General features: G+C 43.9%; 14 protein-coding genes. 11 read left to right on the top strand and 3 right to left on the bottom strand.

Going from position 1 to position 16903, the window contains the following annotated elements; translation table 11 throughout:
* The first annotated feature begins 431 nt into the window (after positions 1–431).
* From ACE1TF_RS13895 to ACE1TF_RS13875, 5 genes are all read left to right on the top strand, one after another.
* Positions 432–1211 carry an ABC transporter ATP-binding protein gene (locus ACE1TF_RS13895; RefSeq protein WP_375017609.1) on the top strand — a complete coding sequence of 260 codons (780 nt, stop codon included), beginning with the start codon at positions 432–434 and terminating at the stop codon, positions 1209–1211.
* Positions 1208–3127 (top strand): ABC transporter permease, encoded by a 1920-nt coding sequence (locus ACE1TF_RS13890; RefSeq protein WP_375017607.1) that lies wholly within the window; start codon positions 1208–1210, stop codon positions 3125–3127. Before ACE1TF_RS13895 ends, ACE1TF_RS13890 begins: the two co-directional genes overlap by 4 nt.
* Positions 3128–3142: 15 nt before the next feature.
* A complete protein-coding gene (locus ACE1TF_RS13885) occupies positions 3143–3478 on the top strand; it encodes a YxeA family protein (RefSeq protein ID WP_042427942.1) in 336 nt (111 codons plus the stop codon).
* Between the two features lie 638 nt (positions 3479–4116).
* Positions 4117–4410 carry a hypothetical protein gene (locus ACE1TF_RS13880; RefSeq protein ID WP_375017605.1) on the top strand — a complete coding sequence of 98 codons (294 nt, stop codon included), beginning with the start codon at positions 4117–4119 and terminating at the stop codon, positions 4408–4410.
* Between the two features lie 139 nt (positions 4411–4549).
* Positions 4550–5275 carry a hypothetical protein gene (locus tag ACE1TF_RS13875; protein WP_375017603.1) on the top strand — a complete coding sequence of 242 codons (726 nt, stop codon included), beginning with the start codon at positions 4550–4552 and terminating at the stop codon, positions 5273–5275.
* A gap of 49 nt (positions 5276–5324) precedes the next feature.
* On the opposite strand, the gene ACE1TF_RS13870 is transcribed toward ACE1TF_RS13875, so the two are convergent.
* On the bottom strand, positions 5325–8048 hold the full coding sequence (locus ACE1TF_RS13870; RefSeq protein WP_375017601.1) for a purple acid phosphatase family protein: 2724 nt from the start codon (positions 8046–8048) through the stop codon (positions 5325–5327).
* 17 nt (positions 8049–8065) lie between these two features.
* A complete protein-coding gene (locus tag ACE1TF_RS13865; RefSeq protein ID WP_375017599.1) occupies positions 8066–8332 on the bottom strand; it encodes a hypothetical protein in 267 nt (88 codons plus the stop codon).
* A 487-nt stretch (positions 8333–8819) separates the two neighbouring features.
* Here ACE1TF_RS13865 and ACE1TF_RS13860 point away from each other — a divergent pair, with 487 nt between their 5' ends.
* The 5 genes from ACE1TF_RS13860 to ACE1TF_RS13840 all read left to right on the top strand — a co-directional run bounded on the left by ACE1TF_RS13860 (position 8820) and on the right by ACE1TF_RS13840 (position 13638).
* Positions 8820–9635, top strand: coding sequence for a hypothetical protein (locus tag ACE1TF_RS13860; RefSeq protein WP_375017597.1), 816 nt, complete (start codon positions 8820–8822; stop codon positions 9633–9635).
* A 772-nt stretch (positions 9636–10407) separates the two neighbouring features.
* Positions 10408–11109 carry a hypothetical protein gene (locus ACE1TF_RS13855; protein WP_375017595.1) on the top strand — a complete coding sequence of 234 codons (702 nt, stop codon included), beginning with the start codon at positions 10408–10410 and terminating at the stop codon, positions 11107–11109.
* Between the two features lie 91 nt (positions 11110–11200).
* Positions 11201–12292, top strand: coding sequence for a response regulator aspartate phosphatase (locus tag ACE1TF_RS13850; RefSeq protein ID WP_375017593.1), 1092 nt, complete (start codon positions 11201–11203; stop codon positions 12290–12292).
* A gap of 505 nt (positions 12293–12797) precedes the next feature.
* A complete protein-coding gene (locus tag ACE1TF_RS13845; RefSeq protein WP_375017591.1) occupies positions 12798–13142 on the top strand; it encodes a cytochrome b5 domain-containing protein in 345 nt (114 codons plus the stop codon).
* Between the two features lie 352 nt (positions 13143–13494).
* Positions 13495–13638 carry a hypothetical protein gene (locus ACE1TF_RS13840; RefSeq protein ID WP_375017589.1) on the top strand — a complete coding sequence of 48 codons (144 nt, stop codon included), beginning with the start codon at positions 13495–13497 and terminating at the stop codon, positions 13636–13638.
* Positions 13639–13867: 229 nt separating this feature from the next.
* Here the strand turns inward: ACE1TF_RS13840 and ACE1TF_RS13835 are convergent, their stop codons facing one another.
* Positions 13868–14704, bottom strand: a complete 837-nt coding sequence (locus tag ACE1TF_RS13835) for a hypothetical protein (protein WP_375017587.1) — start codon at positions 14702–14704, stop codon at positions 13868–13870.
* 297 nt (positions 14705–15001) lie between these two features.
* Between ACE1TF_RS13835 and ACE1TF_RS13830 the strand changes: the two genes are divergently transcribed.
* Positions 15002–16144: a S8 family peptidase gene (locus tag ACE1TF_RS13830; RefSeq protein ID WP_375017585.1), complete on the top strand. Its 1143-nt coding sequence runs from the start codon at positions 15002–15004 to the stop codon at positions 16142–16144.
* Positions 16145–16903: the final 759 nt, after the last annotated feature.

The raw sequence follows: 16903 nt of genomic DNA, 5'->3' as shown, positions 1-16903 counted from the left end.
TCTTATTCTTATCCGCCTCCATCAAATAACTTCGTCGACGAAACGATTAGAGATGACAGGTATGGCTACCCCGTTTGTTCAATAAAGGGTTTACTGGAGAATGGAGGGGTGTGGCACTCAGCGACAGAATCGGCTTATCTGGAAAAGAAATAAGAAGGTAGCTACATCTTAGACTTTAGGTTACTTTAGCCGTTGGCTAAGGCATCTCTGTTTTAATGATGCTCTCAAGATATAATTCATTTAACGGATTTGACGATCATTCCAATATTCCGTGCAGGAGGAAGTAGTCAGGATATGAAAGCCTGACTGCTTTTTATTTGGCAAAGTGACAAAAATATCACATTGCCTCCCAAATTATCACCTAAAGCGTACGACCCATACCCATATAACAATTACACTATATATAGAACAACTTGATTGGAGTGTATGGAATGAAAAGTCAAAAGACACCAAAGACCGTTTTAAATGCTGAGGGAGTAAGTAAGTCTTATGGCCAAAAGGGAAATGCACAAGAGGTATTGCAGGGAATTAATCTTCGAGTGATAGAGGGAGAGTTTGTTGGAATTATGGGCCCTTCAGGCTCAGGCAAGACTACTCTTCTTAATACATTAGCTACAATTGACCGTGCCACAGACGGACAAATATTTATAAACGAGCACGAGATTTCGAAAATGAAAGATCGCCAACTTTCAAGCATTCGCCGTCAACATCTCGGATTTATTTTTCAGGATTACAATTTGCTTGATACGTTAACGGTAAAAGAAAATATCTTGCTACCTGTTTCTTTAACAAAAAAAAGCAAAAATCAAGCTGAAACGGAGTTTCATGCCATTTCAGGGATTTTAGGTATTACGGAATTAGCGAATAAGTACCCTTCTGAAATTTCAGGTGGACAAAAGCAACGCACCTCTGCAGCAAGAGCGTTAATTCACTCGCCTTCCCTTGTTTTTGCTGATGAGCCCACAGGTGCCCTTGATTCAAAAGCAGCCTCCAATTTATTGGAGAATTTAGATGAAATTAATCAAACACGACAAGTCACGATTGTCATGGTCACTCATGACCCATTGGCCTCTAGCTATTGCAACCGTGTTGTCTTTTTAAAAGACGGAAGAATTTTTTCTGAATTGTACCGAGGAGAGAAAACGAGAGAATCCCTCTTTAAGGACATTCTGGATATGCAAGCCGTTCTTGGAGGAGGCACGCAGAAATGAACACACAGAAACTAGTGATGCGGAGCATGCGAAAAAACATCAAAATGTATTATCTCTATTTTTTTGCCATGATCTTCAGCATAAGTTTGTATTTTATCTTTTCTACCCTACAAAATGACGAAATGATTGTTACTATGGGTGAAGCTAGCGTGAACTTCTCCATGGCCTTTCAAGTTGCTGGATTATTACTCATTCTCATTACCATTGTGTTTACGATGTACGCGACGAGCATCTTTATTCGAAGACGCAGTCAAGAAATCGGATTGTACCAGTTAATTGGCTTGTCAAAGGCTTGGGTCGCTAGGGTACTGATCTTGGAACACACAATTCTTGGTCTAGGCGCTTTACTCATCGGGTTGCTAGTCGGCGCTTTGCTCTCGCGACTCTTTCTTTTACTATTTATGAACCTGATCGGCATTGAAACTACGATTGGCTTAAGCTTCTCCAGTCAGGCGCTTATCCAAACCATTGCTGTTTTTTCCTGCTTAATTGCGGTTACATCCATTCAAATCATATGGACGACTTATCGAAGTACACTACTGCAATTGTTTCAAGCAAATCATCAAAATGATGAATTTGTCAAACGTCCAAGCATTGTTTCAAGCATTTTAGGGGTAGCAGGAATAAGCCTCATCGGGTTTGGCTATTACGTGTCTACCTTGATAGTAGACAATGCCGATCAGCTGCTGTTTCTTATGCTACTCGTTCTCACAAGTACCATTCTTGGAACCTATGTCGTCTTCCATACGACAATAAGTTGGATATTATATGTTTATCGAAAAAAGCAAAATGGAAACCTCGGTCTGTATAATAGCCTGTCGATCGCACCATTAATGCACAGAATGAAGGGACACGCCAATTCACTAACCGTAATCACAGTATTGTCTGCGATGACCATCACGATGATTTCCCTTTCTTATTCCTTGTATTATTCAATCGAAAATGATACGAGGTTGGCGATGCCTTTTGATTTTGCGGTGGAAAATATGCCGGAGGAAGCTGCCGCGATATCAAGTAGGTTAGAAGAGGAGCAGATTAAGTTCGAACATTATCAACTAGATGCCATACGATTTGATGGCGCGTGGGTGGAGCAGGATCCAAATGAAGACAATCGTCAAACAACGTTTATGCTTTTCTCAGCAGAGCAGGTGGCACAGGCTGGATTAGATGTTGAGTTTCCCCAAGATGGAAACGCCATACTTCATAATAATCGAGCCATTATCGAAGGGATGCAGTTTTCATCTCCAAAAGATGTGCAGTACACATCAAACGATGAAACAAATCGGCTAACTGTCTCCGAGTATCGGTTAGATAACGTAATGAATTACAGGTTCTTTGGCAATCAATTGCTTGTTACTGAAGAAACATTTGAAGAGATAAGAGATAGCATTCAAGACGATGAACGCAAAGAATACTTGAGTTTTGATACATTTCAGTTATCAGAAACTGAAAAATCAGAAATCGCCTCCGAGATCTTTCTAATCAGTGTAAATAGTGATTTTATCATTGACTATTATACCTCATATGAACAATCGGTCCAAAACTTCGGACTTCTCATTTTCATCGCCGGATTTTTAGGTTTGGTGTTTCTCCTTTCAACAGGAAGCATATTGTATTTTAAACAAATGACGGAAGCTGAACAAGAAAAAACCCATTATCGAACACTACGACAACTTGGATTCAATGTAAACGATTTGATGAAAGGCATCGTTCGTAAACAGCTCTTTGTTTTTTTGATTCCTCTAGGAGTTGGGTTATTGCACGCTACTTTTGCTCTTAATGTGGGCTCTGTTCTTATTGCCGCAAGCATGCTCACCCCAATCATCATTAGTATGGTAGTGTATATTGTCATCTATTTGCTGTTTATCATAATTACCATTCGCTATTACAAAAAAATCGTCACAAATGCTTTATAGAAAGGAAGAAAAGTGATGAAAAAGAAGATCATCATTTCTTGTCTCGCTGTCATCGTCACTATAGTTACGATTGCTAGCTTGTACCTGCTATTTCGTGAAACAATTGATCGTTTTAATCCATTGATGGAGCAGGAATATGTATATGTCGAGGTTCGAGAAGAACCTGAAGATGATGACGGAAGATATAGATATAGGGAGCAAGGTGTCACTGAAAGCGGAGAGACGAAACGAGTAGTATTCACCACCAGCACTACACTTGATCAAGGTACATTCGTAAGAGTACTCGCCAAAGGGTCTTATACAGAAGAATACGAACTTATAGAGGAAGAAAATATGCCACGGAATGAATAAACTAGCTAATGTTACGGTGTTCAAATACAGCGCCCTGTGATAGACAAGAGAATACCTTTTCACACGGAGAAGCATCAACAAGTTTGTGTAACTGAGTAATACTATTCCTCAAGTCTAGAGGAGAAGATTCAACTTCCCCTTCGCTTCATTTTCATATCGCGGATTAGGTGGTCTGGGTGGCTGTTCATGGTTCTCGCTTACTGAATGATATTTATTGTATAACCCTTTGATCGAATGGATGAGGGAAACTGAAGGAATGTCAGAGAAGGTTGAAGGACTTTCGGATACTTCTGTAAATGCCTAAAGAATTGATTAGCTTCTGCTCTTGCTATTGCTTTATGCATCGCTTTTTAATCTTTAGCCGTTTTTTAGAATATCATCGTATATTTAAGATTAATTTTATAATTATTGGATCGTGTAATTTTTGCTGTGTTTTTCTGACACCTGATAAAAAATGGAACTTTCATGCCGAAGCGTGTAGTTAAGGGTACTAAAACACGTGTCGTTTCAGGAGGCAGGTCCTAAATCTCTGCAACCCATTAGCCCTTTCGGCTTGTATTGCAAAAATTACTCATTTTTGACGCTCTAACACATAGCCTTCTTACATGGCCTTATAGCCGAAAGGAGATGGGTATGTAATGAGCGAAGAAAATAAGCACCACCATCCAAAAAAGAAGGATAATTTCGTTAAGAATACGTCTCGGGAAGTGACGGACGCATTTGGGAATACGGTCGATTCTGCGGGACGCATCGTCAAATCGGTTTCTGGTGAAGGCGGTCTCGTCGGAAAAGCAACAGACACGTCGGGGCGAATTCTAAAAGGCACGGCAGGAAAAGCGAACCAAGTGATTGGCAAATCGTCAGAAGCTCCCGGTAATCTGTACAGAAAAGCAAGAGGGACACGTAAGAAAAACGAAGATCCTAAGGAATAACCCATGCGTAATATTTCCGACAACAAACCGCCGCTCCCGTTGGGAGGGCGGTTTGTTCGATTCGATGTTTCGACCCTCAGAAGATAGGGAATTTGTACTAGCAATTCATAAAATTACAGCTGTTATTGGGGGTCACATGTTGAAGATGATACCGGTGTTTTGTTTTAGTGTGATGATGCTACCTGCCATGACTGCGTGCGGCGATCCAGAAGAATCGAACGGGAGTGCTGAAGGTGGAGAAGAAATCGATACCGATGACTTAAATGAAGCGGAAGAAGTGGCACTTGAATTCGTTGAATACGTGGAGGGGGTCAATCGTTATCGAATGGAGTATGAAATTGAGGGCACAGAAGCGATGCATGTGATTGAATACGCGGATCTTTTAGAAGGGTTCTCAAGGTCTGAGACTGATGGTGAAGAAGACGGCATCGTATACAGTGCAATGGGTGACGAATATTCGATCACGTATCATGACCATTTCAATATGTACAATGACGAAGAACTGTCAGGTGTTGAGGACAATGTGACGGACTTATCGCTCTGGGCGACTACGTTAGAAGCGAACCTTTCCGATGAAGACGCGACGTTAACATATGAAGGTGAAGAAGAAGTGGATGGGGTGATGACCCATAGAATTTCCTCGAATTACGATGATGGAGAGAGCATCTATTGGTTTGATCAACAATCCTCTATGCTCGTCAAATATTCATTACAACGTGACTTAGAACAAGACGTCACCATCTTTGATTTTGAAGAAATCGACGAATTTGAAGATGGGTTCTTCGAACTTGAAGATATGATTCCTGACGATGCAGAAGAAGGAGACATCACTGAAGCGATTGCTGAAGAGCAAGGCAATGAATAAATACGTCACTCCATCGATGTTTTTTAGTAAACATCGATGGAGCGTGACGTTATTTCTCTATCACATACTCATCGACCGTCTCCCCGTGAATGTTCATCGCTTCTAAGCGAATGTGATCGTTAGTAATGGCAAAGGAGACGATTACCTGCTCATTGTCATCATAGAGCACGTCCGTATACTCGTACGAGACACCGGGATAGAACTTCGGTCCTGCCGACCCACCGATGACATAGATGGTTCCCCCATCATCGGCAACGTTGCCGTCTACCATTGGATAGGTACGCATGTACGAATGGTCATGCCCCATGAGCACGAGGTCAACTCCCCCTTGCTCAAGAACCGGTGCAAAAATGTCAGCGGTTCGCTCTCCGCTCGTGAGCGGATTGCTTGAATAAGCCGGACGGTGGAACATCGCGATCGTCCATGTCGCATCGCTTGCTTGAAGCTGTTCTTCCAACCAATCCGCTTGCGCCCGCATCTCTTCTACCTCTGCCTCGCTATTTAGCAAAAAGAATTCGGCATCCCCATACGTGAAGGAAGAAACCTCGCCTTCTTGCCCCGCTGGTCCGTTGTGCGCGTAAGGAAGCAGCTGTTTGAACGTATTGTAGCCATCTCCATACACATCATGATTGCCTAATACCGCCATGAGCGGTCGCTCCCGAGCTAACCCGCCGACAGCGTCCAAGAAATAGTTCCACTCCGTTAAAGAATCCCCGTTCTCAACCAAATCCCCGGAGTGCATGAGAAAACGATGTTCGTCTGTGGCCACACTGTCGATTAATGATGTGAGCAGTTCAAATTGCTCCGGAGTTTGCGCTTGTGAATCGGCCGCGAATAAAAAGCTAAAGTCGTCGTCACTCGCCGTTTGAAATGTCGATGTCTCGCTCCAATTCTCATCTGTACGCACACGATACGTGTACGATTGTCCTGGCTTGAGATCCTCCACGGTCGCCTGAAACACTTGCACTTCCCCGTCCTCGTGGTAATACAACGCAGAATCTGCCGGGATTGTAATCCCTTCGACTTCCAGTGCACCGCTGTCTACAAGGGGAGACGCTTGCCACGTAACGGTTTGCGACGTGGCCGGATCAGCGCTCCACGTGAGCGTCACATGCTCTGGGTTGTTGCTGCCGAGCGCGCTCACAATGCTGCCATTCCAACGCGCGCTCACGTCCCCATCAGGAGAAACCGCCTGCAAACGCACATCTCCTCCGAGCGCAGTCAGCCGTTCGGTCTGCACCTTTCCGTCCCGATCTGTGACAGGTAGCGACGCCCAGTCCACTTCCCGAATGGCATCAGTACGCACGTATCGTTCAGTTTCCGTATCATCAATCACGCGCGCATAGCGTTCCTCTTCGTCTAGAAGTTGAAACTGCGTGCCTTTTCGAACCGGTAACCAGCGGCGGGTAAACTCGCCGTCTTCTTTCGTGAACGCCCACGTGTTTGTAATCGCCTCCACCCGTGGCGGGTCGGTTCCTACATCGAATCGCACCCCCTCGACCGGTTTGCCGTCCCGGTCAGTCACCGTCAGCTCTGTTGGCGTCCCGATAGACCGGCCGTTCATCTCAAGTGTGAGCGGAGGAATCACCGGAGCCTCGAAGACATCATAAAAGAAAACAGCATCGTTCACCTGGGCTTCGATGAGTTCAATCGCAACATCCTCGCTCACATATCGGTCAACGTCAAACGTCAATACGGCGTGATCGTCCGTTGTGAGGGTAACGGAATCTTCGTCCGCATCATACGTTCCATCCGCTACGTGCACGCGGTCGAGTGTGACTAGGTCGGAGTCAAACTGCAACACCGCCCGCGCGTCTTGGATGTCTTCGGCATTGACGAGGTCGACGGTTAAATCAAACGTCTGATTGGGGCGTACTTCCTCGGGCCCTTGTAACACAAATGCGGGCTGATCTGCCCGAACCTCAAAGCGCCAGCTCGTGTGCATCATATTCCCAGCCTGGTCGCGAACCTGTATCTCGACTTCATGAAACCCATTGGCGAGCGGCTTCTCAGGTGTGAACTTTACCGTCTCTTGTTCGTAAACAAAACCGACTTCTTTTCCATCTAACTGTACGTCAATCGTTTCTGGATCAATTCCTGATTCTTCATCACGTAAGGTAATTTCGATTTCCGGTTGGTTCGTTTGCACGGTTTCGCCAGCGGCTGGCGTTTTCTGTTTGATTTCAGGGTTGGTTACGTCCTCGTCGAAGTCCCGATACACCGCACGGATGTCGTCAATGTACAGCGTGCCTGCTCCTTTCGTTTCTTCCCGCGTGGCCATATAGCGGACGGGCATGTCCATAACATATGGCGCTTCGAAGTCCTCGGAAATCGGGGCCTCGACATACTGCCAGCCTTCCCAAGTCACACCCTCAGGCGCTTCGGGTGTGAAGTCAATATTGAACGTTTGGTCGTTTGCGTCTTTCAGCTGAGATCGGAGCCAATGCCCGGCCGCATCGCCATACACCCACATGCCGATTCGTTCAGGGTCGCCAGGGATGTCAATCCCGCCATCCACAGCTGCATACACCCCTGACGTGCCGGCAAACCCGGTGAAGTCATAGTCGATTTTCAGTGCGTAGTTTCCAAAGCGCGCCTGCTCGTTGGAACGTTCTAACTGTACGTTGTGATGGTTCACACCCGTGGCGCGCCAGCCGTCCATCTCTGTTTCGAAGTCTTCAATGACGACATAGGCGGGATCCTCCGCGCTGGAAAAACCGGCAAATAAGCAGAGTGTCAGGATCAGGAACAACGGTTTGCAGAAACGTTTCAAATGAACCTCTCCTTTCATTATAGGGCGATGGCATTGAGAACGGTTACTACGAGGAACAGAACAGCGAGTAGGGCATAAATGACCACTCTAATGTAATTTTTTCGTAGGAGATTCTTAAATGATTTTATAGAGAAAATTGCGAATATAATGATCGGAACTATTATCGCCATTGTGTTCGTGTACGATTCGATATTTGCAGCCTGTGCGAGCACACTTGAACCGAGGAGCAGCGCGAGAACAACCCATAGAAGGGCTTCAATCCTTGCGAGCGTTCGTGTAGACAATGTATCACCTGCCATAATTATATATTTCTATAGGGCTGGGGTTGCTAGGCGCCTTGAAATCACATGCTTCAACTCAGCTAACCAGCTAAACACACGGCTTTTGCTGACTAGACACCCTCTCTGCCTATTTATGTGACACTTCAATCTGAAAGCGTGTCATTTTAAGGTGCAAACTGCCCCATAAATTTTTATTTGTGACACTGCGCGAAGCTTATGTGACAATTTGCGTTAATCATGGTGCGTTTTACGAAGTGAAATGTCTCAAAAACGAACATTTGTGACACTTTGCGTATTTCTATAAAATTTTGCGCCTGCTGTTGGAGTACCGAAAAATCTAAAGTTTACGCTTTGCAGGTTGCAATGAGCTATCATCTGCACGCCTAGTCATCTAGGTCTAGCGTAGCAAAGAATTCCCCATCTGTGTATAGGTAAAAGTGGTACTGAGTCATTAAAATAGGGTATAAAGGTAGAAAAGGAGGAAGCCTAATTGATTAATCAGCCGGTCAAGCCGCACCGCTCGTCACCGATGAAGGAGGCGAGCGCCAGTTTCTCGAAAGTCGATTCCACCATCTTTGTTGCCATCGCCACTGTGTTAGGCTACCTCGTCGCGTATGGGTTCCAATTGGGTCAGTTCAATTATTACGGAATTAATACGGTGCTCATGGGCCAAATTTATTTGACCGATATTATTATATCCGCGACAGCCGTACTCGTATGTGTGGCGATCGCGCTATTTGTGCAGGCTGGATTGGAGCGGTTGTACAAGCGCGTTTCCCGCTTCTGGTCTGCCATCTTCCGCATCATCCTTCCCATTGCCATCGTGTTTTTATTAACCGCATTCCTGTTCCGCATGATGTTGTTTGTGTACTTGTTAGTTTTCTTTATTCTGCTCTATTTTTTCCTAGCACTCGTCTCTTCAAAAAAAGACTCCTATCGCGAGCGCATCATCGATTTCTTTTCAGCTGAAGGACTCCGTATCAAAAACTACTTGCCTGAAAACGTCCGCAAGTATTGGGTCCAGAAAAAAATGGGCACCGTCATGTTCCTCATATTTATCTTACCGTACCTCGCCTATATGGTCGGAATGTACACCGCGTTCTCCGCAACCAACTACTTAACCTTTGAAGAGGGTGGGTCCGAGTACGTCGTATTGACGAGCACGAGCGATATCCTCATCGCCGCGCCGCTAAACGACGAGCACCAACTCGGATCAGACGTCGTCATCATCTCCTTGAACGGCGTTGGGCACGAATCGTATACGTTCGTTCCGCAGAAATTTGAGGGCGGGTTGTTGACCGAGTAGGGGCGGTGTGAGGCGGCATCGGGCATGGTCTATGGGCGGATTGCGCGGATCGGGGCGGGGGCAAGGGTCTTAGACTTTAGAGATGACTCACCGAACGGGTCACGCCATGCTTATGTGGGTATTTCACCAAACTCCAACCACAAATCTGTCCAAATCCCATCATAAACGCGTTTATGATGGGGTTTCCAGCTTCTATGATGGGATTTGGCACCGGAAGCAGCCATGTTTCAAACGAATCCCCTCATAGAAAATTTTATGGGGGAATTTGCACGGGTCTGAGCAGGAGAGTAAAAATAGTGAAACTCATTCTGCGCACAAGTTTGCTGGACTTCTCTTGAATTGCTGGTTTTCCTTGCCCAACATGTATGCAAATCCCTCGAACACGGGCACAGTTTTAGCTTGAAGAGCGAGGGACATGTCGGCCCCGCTGGGGCCGATACCAAACCGGTCTAGGTTCGGCGCAACCCGCCCCAGGTGCCAGTTGGTTCATTGTTGGTGAGGCATGAGCTCAATCTGTTACCAAGTTCAAGAGATCTGTACTCAAGTTGGTCGTAAATTTCCGTTGAGCGGAAAAAAGAAACAAACTAGAGCACAGATGAACGCAACTAGGTAACAGTTTCTCAGTGTTCGCTAGCCAAGCAACGAGCGACATGTCGGTCCCCGCTGGGGCCGAAACAATACTAGTCCTGGCTTGTGCCGAGGTCATGCAATTTTTTGAATTAGTTAAATAATACTACCAGTATGTCGATGTAAGGAAGAAGGAGGGTGCACTATGTTAGAACTCATCCATAGTAAGTATAAAGAAAGGTATTCATTATGGTCGACATTTTTTAAAAAAACAAAGGTGTACTTCTGGCTTTCGTTAATAGCAGTCATTGCTTGTGCTACATTATTAGCTTACTACATTAGGTATGACCATTTGGCATCTGGGGTGCTAGCACTCAGTTTATTACTGCTATATCTAATAACCATACCAAAAATGGCCAAGAGAGTAAGGAAGCAAAATTATTATGTAAGATCGAAGAAAGGTTATATAGTAAAACAAAAGAATGATTTTAAGCAGGATCTAAGCACATTAGGTCTTGATTCAATAGATCAACTGAGTCAATTTTTACGTATTCTTGAAAATGAAATAAAGAAATTGCAGCCTCTTCCAATATTTAAGTGGAATAGTATGAAATCCATTTTATTACCGTTGTATGTCGCATTATTAGCATCGCTCCTTAATCCAACGGCCAATATGTATCATTCATTCTTAATGGCTGTAACGTTAGCAGCTAGCATCCTTTTCGCCTATATTTCGTATAGTTTGTTCGCTAAAGTTACGTCTACGTTCTTTCGTCCAACACTTACGAGTTATGAAAACATGCATTATGAAATAAGTGGAATTTTAGAGGAGTTGACGTTAGAAACGATAATCAAGCAGGAAAGTTCTGCCGAAATAACACAAAAAATGTCGGACACTGACGATTAATCCCTTTTTTTGCGAATCGGCTGGTATTAAAGGACTAGAAGCAATAAAATGGACGATAGGGGACGTTGAAGTTTGTGTAAAGGGTGATGCTATGAACAAGGAAAGTGAAATAATAGGTAAGATTGGGAGCTGGTTTCGGCTGTTAACGCTGTTTGAAGTAGCTGAGGCAAGTAACAAAAAAAGTGAAGTAGAAGCAGCTCTTGAGAGAACGAATGTTTCTCGTAAAACAATGATGTACTATAACCTTGTAGATTTTAGGCACAAGTTATCCTCAGGTGAGATTGTGCATCAACCGCAGCGTTACATGGACGAAAAGGTCGAGTTTGCTCTTACGGAAACGGATGAAGTGTTGCGATATTTGTATCATTATATGGAAGGTACCATTCATTTTAATTTAGAGAAATATGGGCTTGCATTGAATCATTACAGGCTAGCGGAGAAGTCGTTGCATACGGTAAGTGAACTAGAGCAAGCGGAATATTATTATCGACTAGGGTGTAATTTGTATCGCATTGACCAAAACATCATTGCGATGAACTATTTACAAACAGCTTATAATACCTTCAAAACTAGTCAAAAACATTTGAGAAAACAATTGAATTGCTTGATCAACATGATCGGTATCTACTCAGAAGCGGGTTCTTTTACGAGAGCGTCTGCAATTTACGAAAAAGCAATTGAGGAAGCAGATGGGTATCCTTATCTCCAGTCGTTACTCACCCGTGCTGAGGCACTTAATCAGTATCGGCAGAAGAACTACGAACTTGCAAAGCAGTTGTTCTGTGATGCACTTCAAGTTGGGGAACATCATAAAACCGTTGTAGGAACAAAGACAAAGTTCAATCTAGCGAATATTCTCTTAAAACAAGGAGAAGTAGAGAGCGGCATTTCTTTACTCGACGAGATTGAGGATGAGTTTAATCAGAATGAATTGAACGAGTACATTGCTAAGTGTAAGATAGCCCGAGGGATGTATACTGAGAACACACCTAACATGACGCTCATTCAAGAAGGATTGCACATTCTTGACGAGAACGATTTATATTTTGAAAAATCAGAAGTTACTGATGATGTTTCATCCTTCTTCAGGGAAAGGGATGACTTTGAGAAAGCTTTTATTTTTTTGAAACTGTCCAATCATTCAAAAGAACAACAAAACTTAGTAGGAGTTGATTCGGTATGAAGAAAATTTTAGCTTTATTCTTCGTTATAACTATGGTGTTTGCAACGTCATCCATGGATATGCAACATATTGGAGCACCAGATATTGCTCCACAAGATAAAGTAGATAGTGAGTAACAGCTTAAATTAGAGCTCGTCATACATTCACCAAAATCCAACCAGAAATCTGCCCGAATCCCATCATAAAAGCGTTTATGATGGGATTTCCAGGTTCTATGATGGGATTTGTCACGGGAAGCAGCCATGTTTCAAACGAATCCCCTCATAGAAAATTTTATGGGGGAATTTGCAAATAAAAGCGCCTCCCGACAACGGGAAAGGCGCTTTTCTCATTCATTGAATCTGTTGCGTTTTTGGCACGAATAATTGAGGTCTTCTAAAATATGAACACCATGTGTTTAAAAACTGACAAAACGATGACATGCCTTTCTAGGACTATATGCAGATGTTATATTAGCATCATGAAGTGATCTTAAATATTTATTTTATATAAGGAGTGAATTTCTGTGAATAAATTATTATTGCCGATTATTGGTAGCTCAGTATTGCTACTTGCTGCTTGTGGTGGAGATGAAGCTCCCGAAGAAGAAGCTGCGACTGAAGAAGGAGAGCAAGTATTCACATTGGAAGAACTTGCTGAGTATGACGGACAAGACGGAAACGATGCGTATGTAGCAGTAGACGGTGTTGTTTACGATGTTACAGGTGTTGGCGCTTGGGAAGGCGGCGAGCACGCTCCTGCTGGTGGACTTGAAGCTGGCGGAGACCACACTGAAGAAATCGAAGCTTCTCCACACGGCACTTCAGTATTAGAAGACTTGCCAACTGTCGGTACACTTGAAGAAGAATAAGCTATGAAATCTGACCCTTTGGATCATATGATTCAAAGGGTTTTTTAGCAAGAGAAATTGTACTTGCAAAATGGTTCGCGCCCTATAATAAGCGTTTTCTAAGTGGGATCGCTATTTCTTCCAGCGAAAGCGTACCACATTTCAGGTGGTTCCAGTGCAGAGGGTCAACTGGACTCAAGTCTCCGCTTGGGTGAGTAATATTCCTTCACCATTTCGTTTTCTACGGTTAAGGAGTCAAAGAGTGGCAACTGTATCTTCGTGCGCTTTAGAATACAAGTAATAGCCGTATATTTCTATACAAAATTGAATAAGATGGCAGTTAACGATCGGTATTGATTAGGGGGCGAATTGGATGAATGAAAGAAAAGGAAGGCTACTTAATAAATTCAAGTGTAAAAATACGATAAATCATCTCGTGATTGGCACCAATTTAAAAAATGGAAAGCCGTATGTTCATTATGTGTATGAAACAGAAAAAACGAGAAAGGAACTGTAAATTTCCTTTCTCAAATCATCGTTTATATTTATCGGTGATGTTGTCTCCTAAGTGTAATCTCGTTACTTTTTCTTCGACTGTCTGGTTATCGGATAAAGGCTGAGTTGTCTGATACTTAGCAAGTATTGCTTCTCTTCTTACTCTTTTTTGTTGTGGGGAAATAGGTCGTCTTCTTGTCAACGCATTCGTATGCATGAATGAACTCCCCTTTCTAAACGTGTTACTTACTTTAATTATACTCGATCAAATCTAGCATTTCAATTTCATTTTTGACAATTTCTGAATAATGAATAAGGCCAATTAATGTATGTTTATCCAGATCATCAAATCGTTGATCTGGCTGCTTGAACACGATTACATAGACGGTTTGTTCGGTTAAGGTGAGATCTCCATTTTCTTTAAAGTATTCAACTTCTATTCGGGTTTGAGCGACCATTAAATTCGTCGATTTACTTTTTATACGATTTTTATAGACGACTTTTTGAGCATTTCTCATTCGTTCTAGATCTTCAATTAGGACGTTCTGTTCTTCTGTAAATTTGTGATGGTCGGGAAATACCGAGACATCGATTTCATTATCGTCGTATGCCGATCTTAGTTGAGACTGATAGGAACCCATAATCGCCTTTAATACAGCAAGGTGATCCCTCTTATCTTCTTCTCTCAACATCGCAAGAGCATGTTTATGTGTCTCAATAACTTTCGATAAATAATTAATTGTGTCTCCGGCTTTTTTCTCAGTAAAGTCACTTGTATCAAACTCTACTTCAAAGTTAAAAAAACGTAGTTTCTTTGATGAAATGAGAAGAAGTGCGTTTGTGAAGAAGAAACCGAAGAAAAGGACAATGGCAGCGGCCAAAAATCCAAAAAGGATAGGTGCAACAAAGTATTTTCCTGCAGCTAAATTAGCATACAATGGATGTGAGACATAGTTTACCGAGGTGACAACAAAAGCAATAAAAGCAAGTACCATAAAAAACAGATAGCTACTTAATCGAATGGTTTGTCGGTGTTTTGGAAGATCACTCTGAAGGTTAAAAAGGAAACGTTTACAGGTGGATATCACATAAGTCCTCCTCACTTGGAGCGTTACGAAGAATGGTGATGCGGGGTTTTGTACATTTTTCAAGTGGTTTAACTATTATAATATCTTATTATTATGAAAACAATATTTCACAAAAGTTTAATGTAAAAATGGTAATAAAACAATTCAGCTCCCCGTTACAAAAACTATTGGTGAAGTGCTAGACCCCAACCCCTTTGTCGAAAAAAGCTGTCGAGAAGTATTTGCGGATTGTATATGTAATACATGGTATAGTCTGAATGTGCAGAAAATTACACCTTCTAAAAAGGGGAGAACAAAATGAAGAAGCCATTCAGGTTCTTATCAGGTACGGCAGTGATTGCGGCAACGCTATTGTTAGGTGTCTCTACGACGGATGCGAGTGAAGCGGAAAAAGAAGCCTTTTTGATTGGGTTTGAAGAGATGACGATTATGGCGGATTTTATTGAGGAGAATGAAGAGGCAGAAGGCGCGCTTTTAGCAACGGTTGCGGATGAGGAAATTGCCATTGACGTGCTATATGAGTTCGAACAAATTCCTGTGTTATCGGTGGAAATGACAAAAGAAGATGTGAGCGAATTAAAAGGCGAAGAGAGCATTTCATACATTGAAGAAGACATTGAAGTTTCCATCTCACAAACGATTCCATGGGGCATTGACCGGGTTCAAGCAACAGCTGCACATAATCGCGGGATTACAGGGAATGGGGTGCGAGTAGCTGTGCTAGATACGGGGATCTCCAATCACCCGGATCTAAACATTCAAGGTGGGACAAGCTTTGTGCCTGGTGAACCAGGTATAGCAGATGGTAATGGCCACGGTACGCACGTTGCTGGTACGATTGCAGCGCTTGATAACAACGTTGGTGTCTTAGGCGTCGCGCCAGACGTTGATTTGTTTGCAGTAAAGGTACTCGGTAGAAGTGGATCCGGAAGCATTAGTGGCATTGCTCAAGGGTTGCAATGGTCAAGCAACAACAACATGGACGTTGCGAACATGAGCCTTGGCAGCCCTTCGCCGAGCCCGACGCTCGAGCGAGCGGTCAACCAAGCAACAAATAGCGGCGTATTAGTCGTTGCCGCTTCTGGGAATTCAGGGGCAAGCTCAATTGGCTACCCAGCAAGGTACCAAAATGCAATGGCTGTAGGTGCCACTGATCAAAATAACAACCGTGCCAGCTTCTCACAATTCGGTGCCGGTCTCGACATTATGGCACCAGGTGTAGGCGTGCAAAGTACGTATCCTGGAAACGGCTACCGCAGTTTAAGTGGCACATCGATGGCTGCTCCTCACGTTGCTGGTGTAGCAGCGCTCGTCATGAGCAACAACCCGGCTTGGTCTCCTGCCCAAGTACGAAGTCACTTAAACCAAACCGCAACACCAATCGGTGCGTCGAACCAATACGGAAACGGCTTGGTAAACGCAAACGCTGCGACACAATAAGGGAAACGCTCGGTACTAAAGCATGACGAGATGTCTTAGCGGCTCGTTATAAGCTGTATTAATGAAATTCTATAGTTCTTGAGAGTATAACTGCATCAACCATTTTCTAGTCACTTGGCGTTTATGTGAATAAAATAGAGCTGAACGTTCATAGAATTGCCGAGTATCTGGTATGTGGTGGTGTTCTGTAGAGATCTAGATCGCCCAGTATTTGAATAAACCCAGCATTTTAACGCGATCTATATGGAATGAACTTAACATTTTCTTGATTTGCACTGATGGGTGTTGGGTTGGAGGGGTAGCGCGGTGCTATTTTGCGCAGTTTGTTCCAACTTGAGCGCAGATTCGATGCCCATAACCGAGCAACCTGTCGGCTCCAGTGGGACCGAAGCCATATCGAACTCGGTTCGGCGCGGTTCGCGCCGACGTCTTGCTAGGTTTTTGGCTTGGAAATGCAAAGGATGGTTCTCTGAACCCGTTGCCGCAGGGGGTGGCGGTGCATGCGGGGAAGACGAACGACCGTTCTGCGCGCTAGTTTCCCCCCATCTGCGCGCAAGTTTGCGCTTTTGACCGATTTTAGCGTGGATTTCACCAAACTTGCGCGCAGTTTATTCCAACTTGCGCGCAGATTCCAGGCTGAAGCGCCAACGACACGACAGCCCCGCCGGGGCCGAAACGGAACCGCACTCGGTTCGGCGCGTTCGCGCCGACAGCATGTGGGTACTTCGGGGCGGGGATGTACACATGACCCGGTGATCT

The organism is Geomicrobium sp. JSM 1781026 (genome assembly GCF_041949955.1).
GTDB lineage: Bacteria > Bacillota > Bacilli > Bacillales > Marinococcaceae > Geomicrobium_A.
Note: the sequence above shows the minus strand (reverse complement) of the source record. Positions and strands in the feature narration are given on the sequence as shown.

Coding starts and splice junctions, on each gene's coding strand:
- ACE1TF_RS13885 (WP_042427942.1), top strand. CDS start 3,143: ATGAAAAAGAAGATCATCATTTCTTGTCTCGCTGTCATCGTCACTATA.
- ACE1TF_RS13840 (WP_375017589.1), top strand. CDS start 13,495: ATGAATGAAAGAAAAGGAAGGCTACTTAATAAATTCAAGTGTAAAAAT.
- ACE1TF_RS13830 (WP_375017585.1), top strand. CDS start 15,002: ATGAAGAAGCCATTCAGGTTCTTATCAGGTACGGCAGTGATTGCGGCA.
- ACE1TF_RS13895 (WP_375017609.1), top strand. CDS start 432: ATGAAAAGTCAAAAGACACCAAAGACCGTTTTAAATGCTGAGGGAGTA.
- ACE1TF_RS13890 (WP_375017607.1), top strand. CDS start 1,208: ATGAACACACAGAAACTAGTGATGCGGAGCATGCGAAAAAACATCAAA.
- ACE1TF_RS13855 (WP_375017595.1), top strand. CDS start 10,408: ATGTTAGAACTCATCCATAGTAAGTATAAAGAAAGGTATTCATTATGG.
- ACE1TF_RS13850 (WP_375017593.1), top strand. CDS start 11,201: ATGAACAAGGAAAGTGAAATAATAGGTAAGATTGGGAGCTGGTTTCGG.
- ACE1TF_RS13880 (WP_375017605.1), top strand. CDS start 4,117: ATGAGCGAAGAAAATAAGCACCACCATCCAAAAAAGAAGGATAATTTC.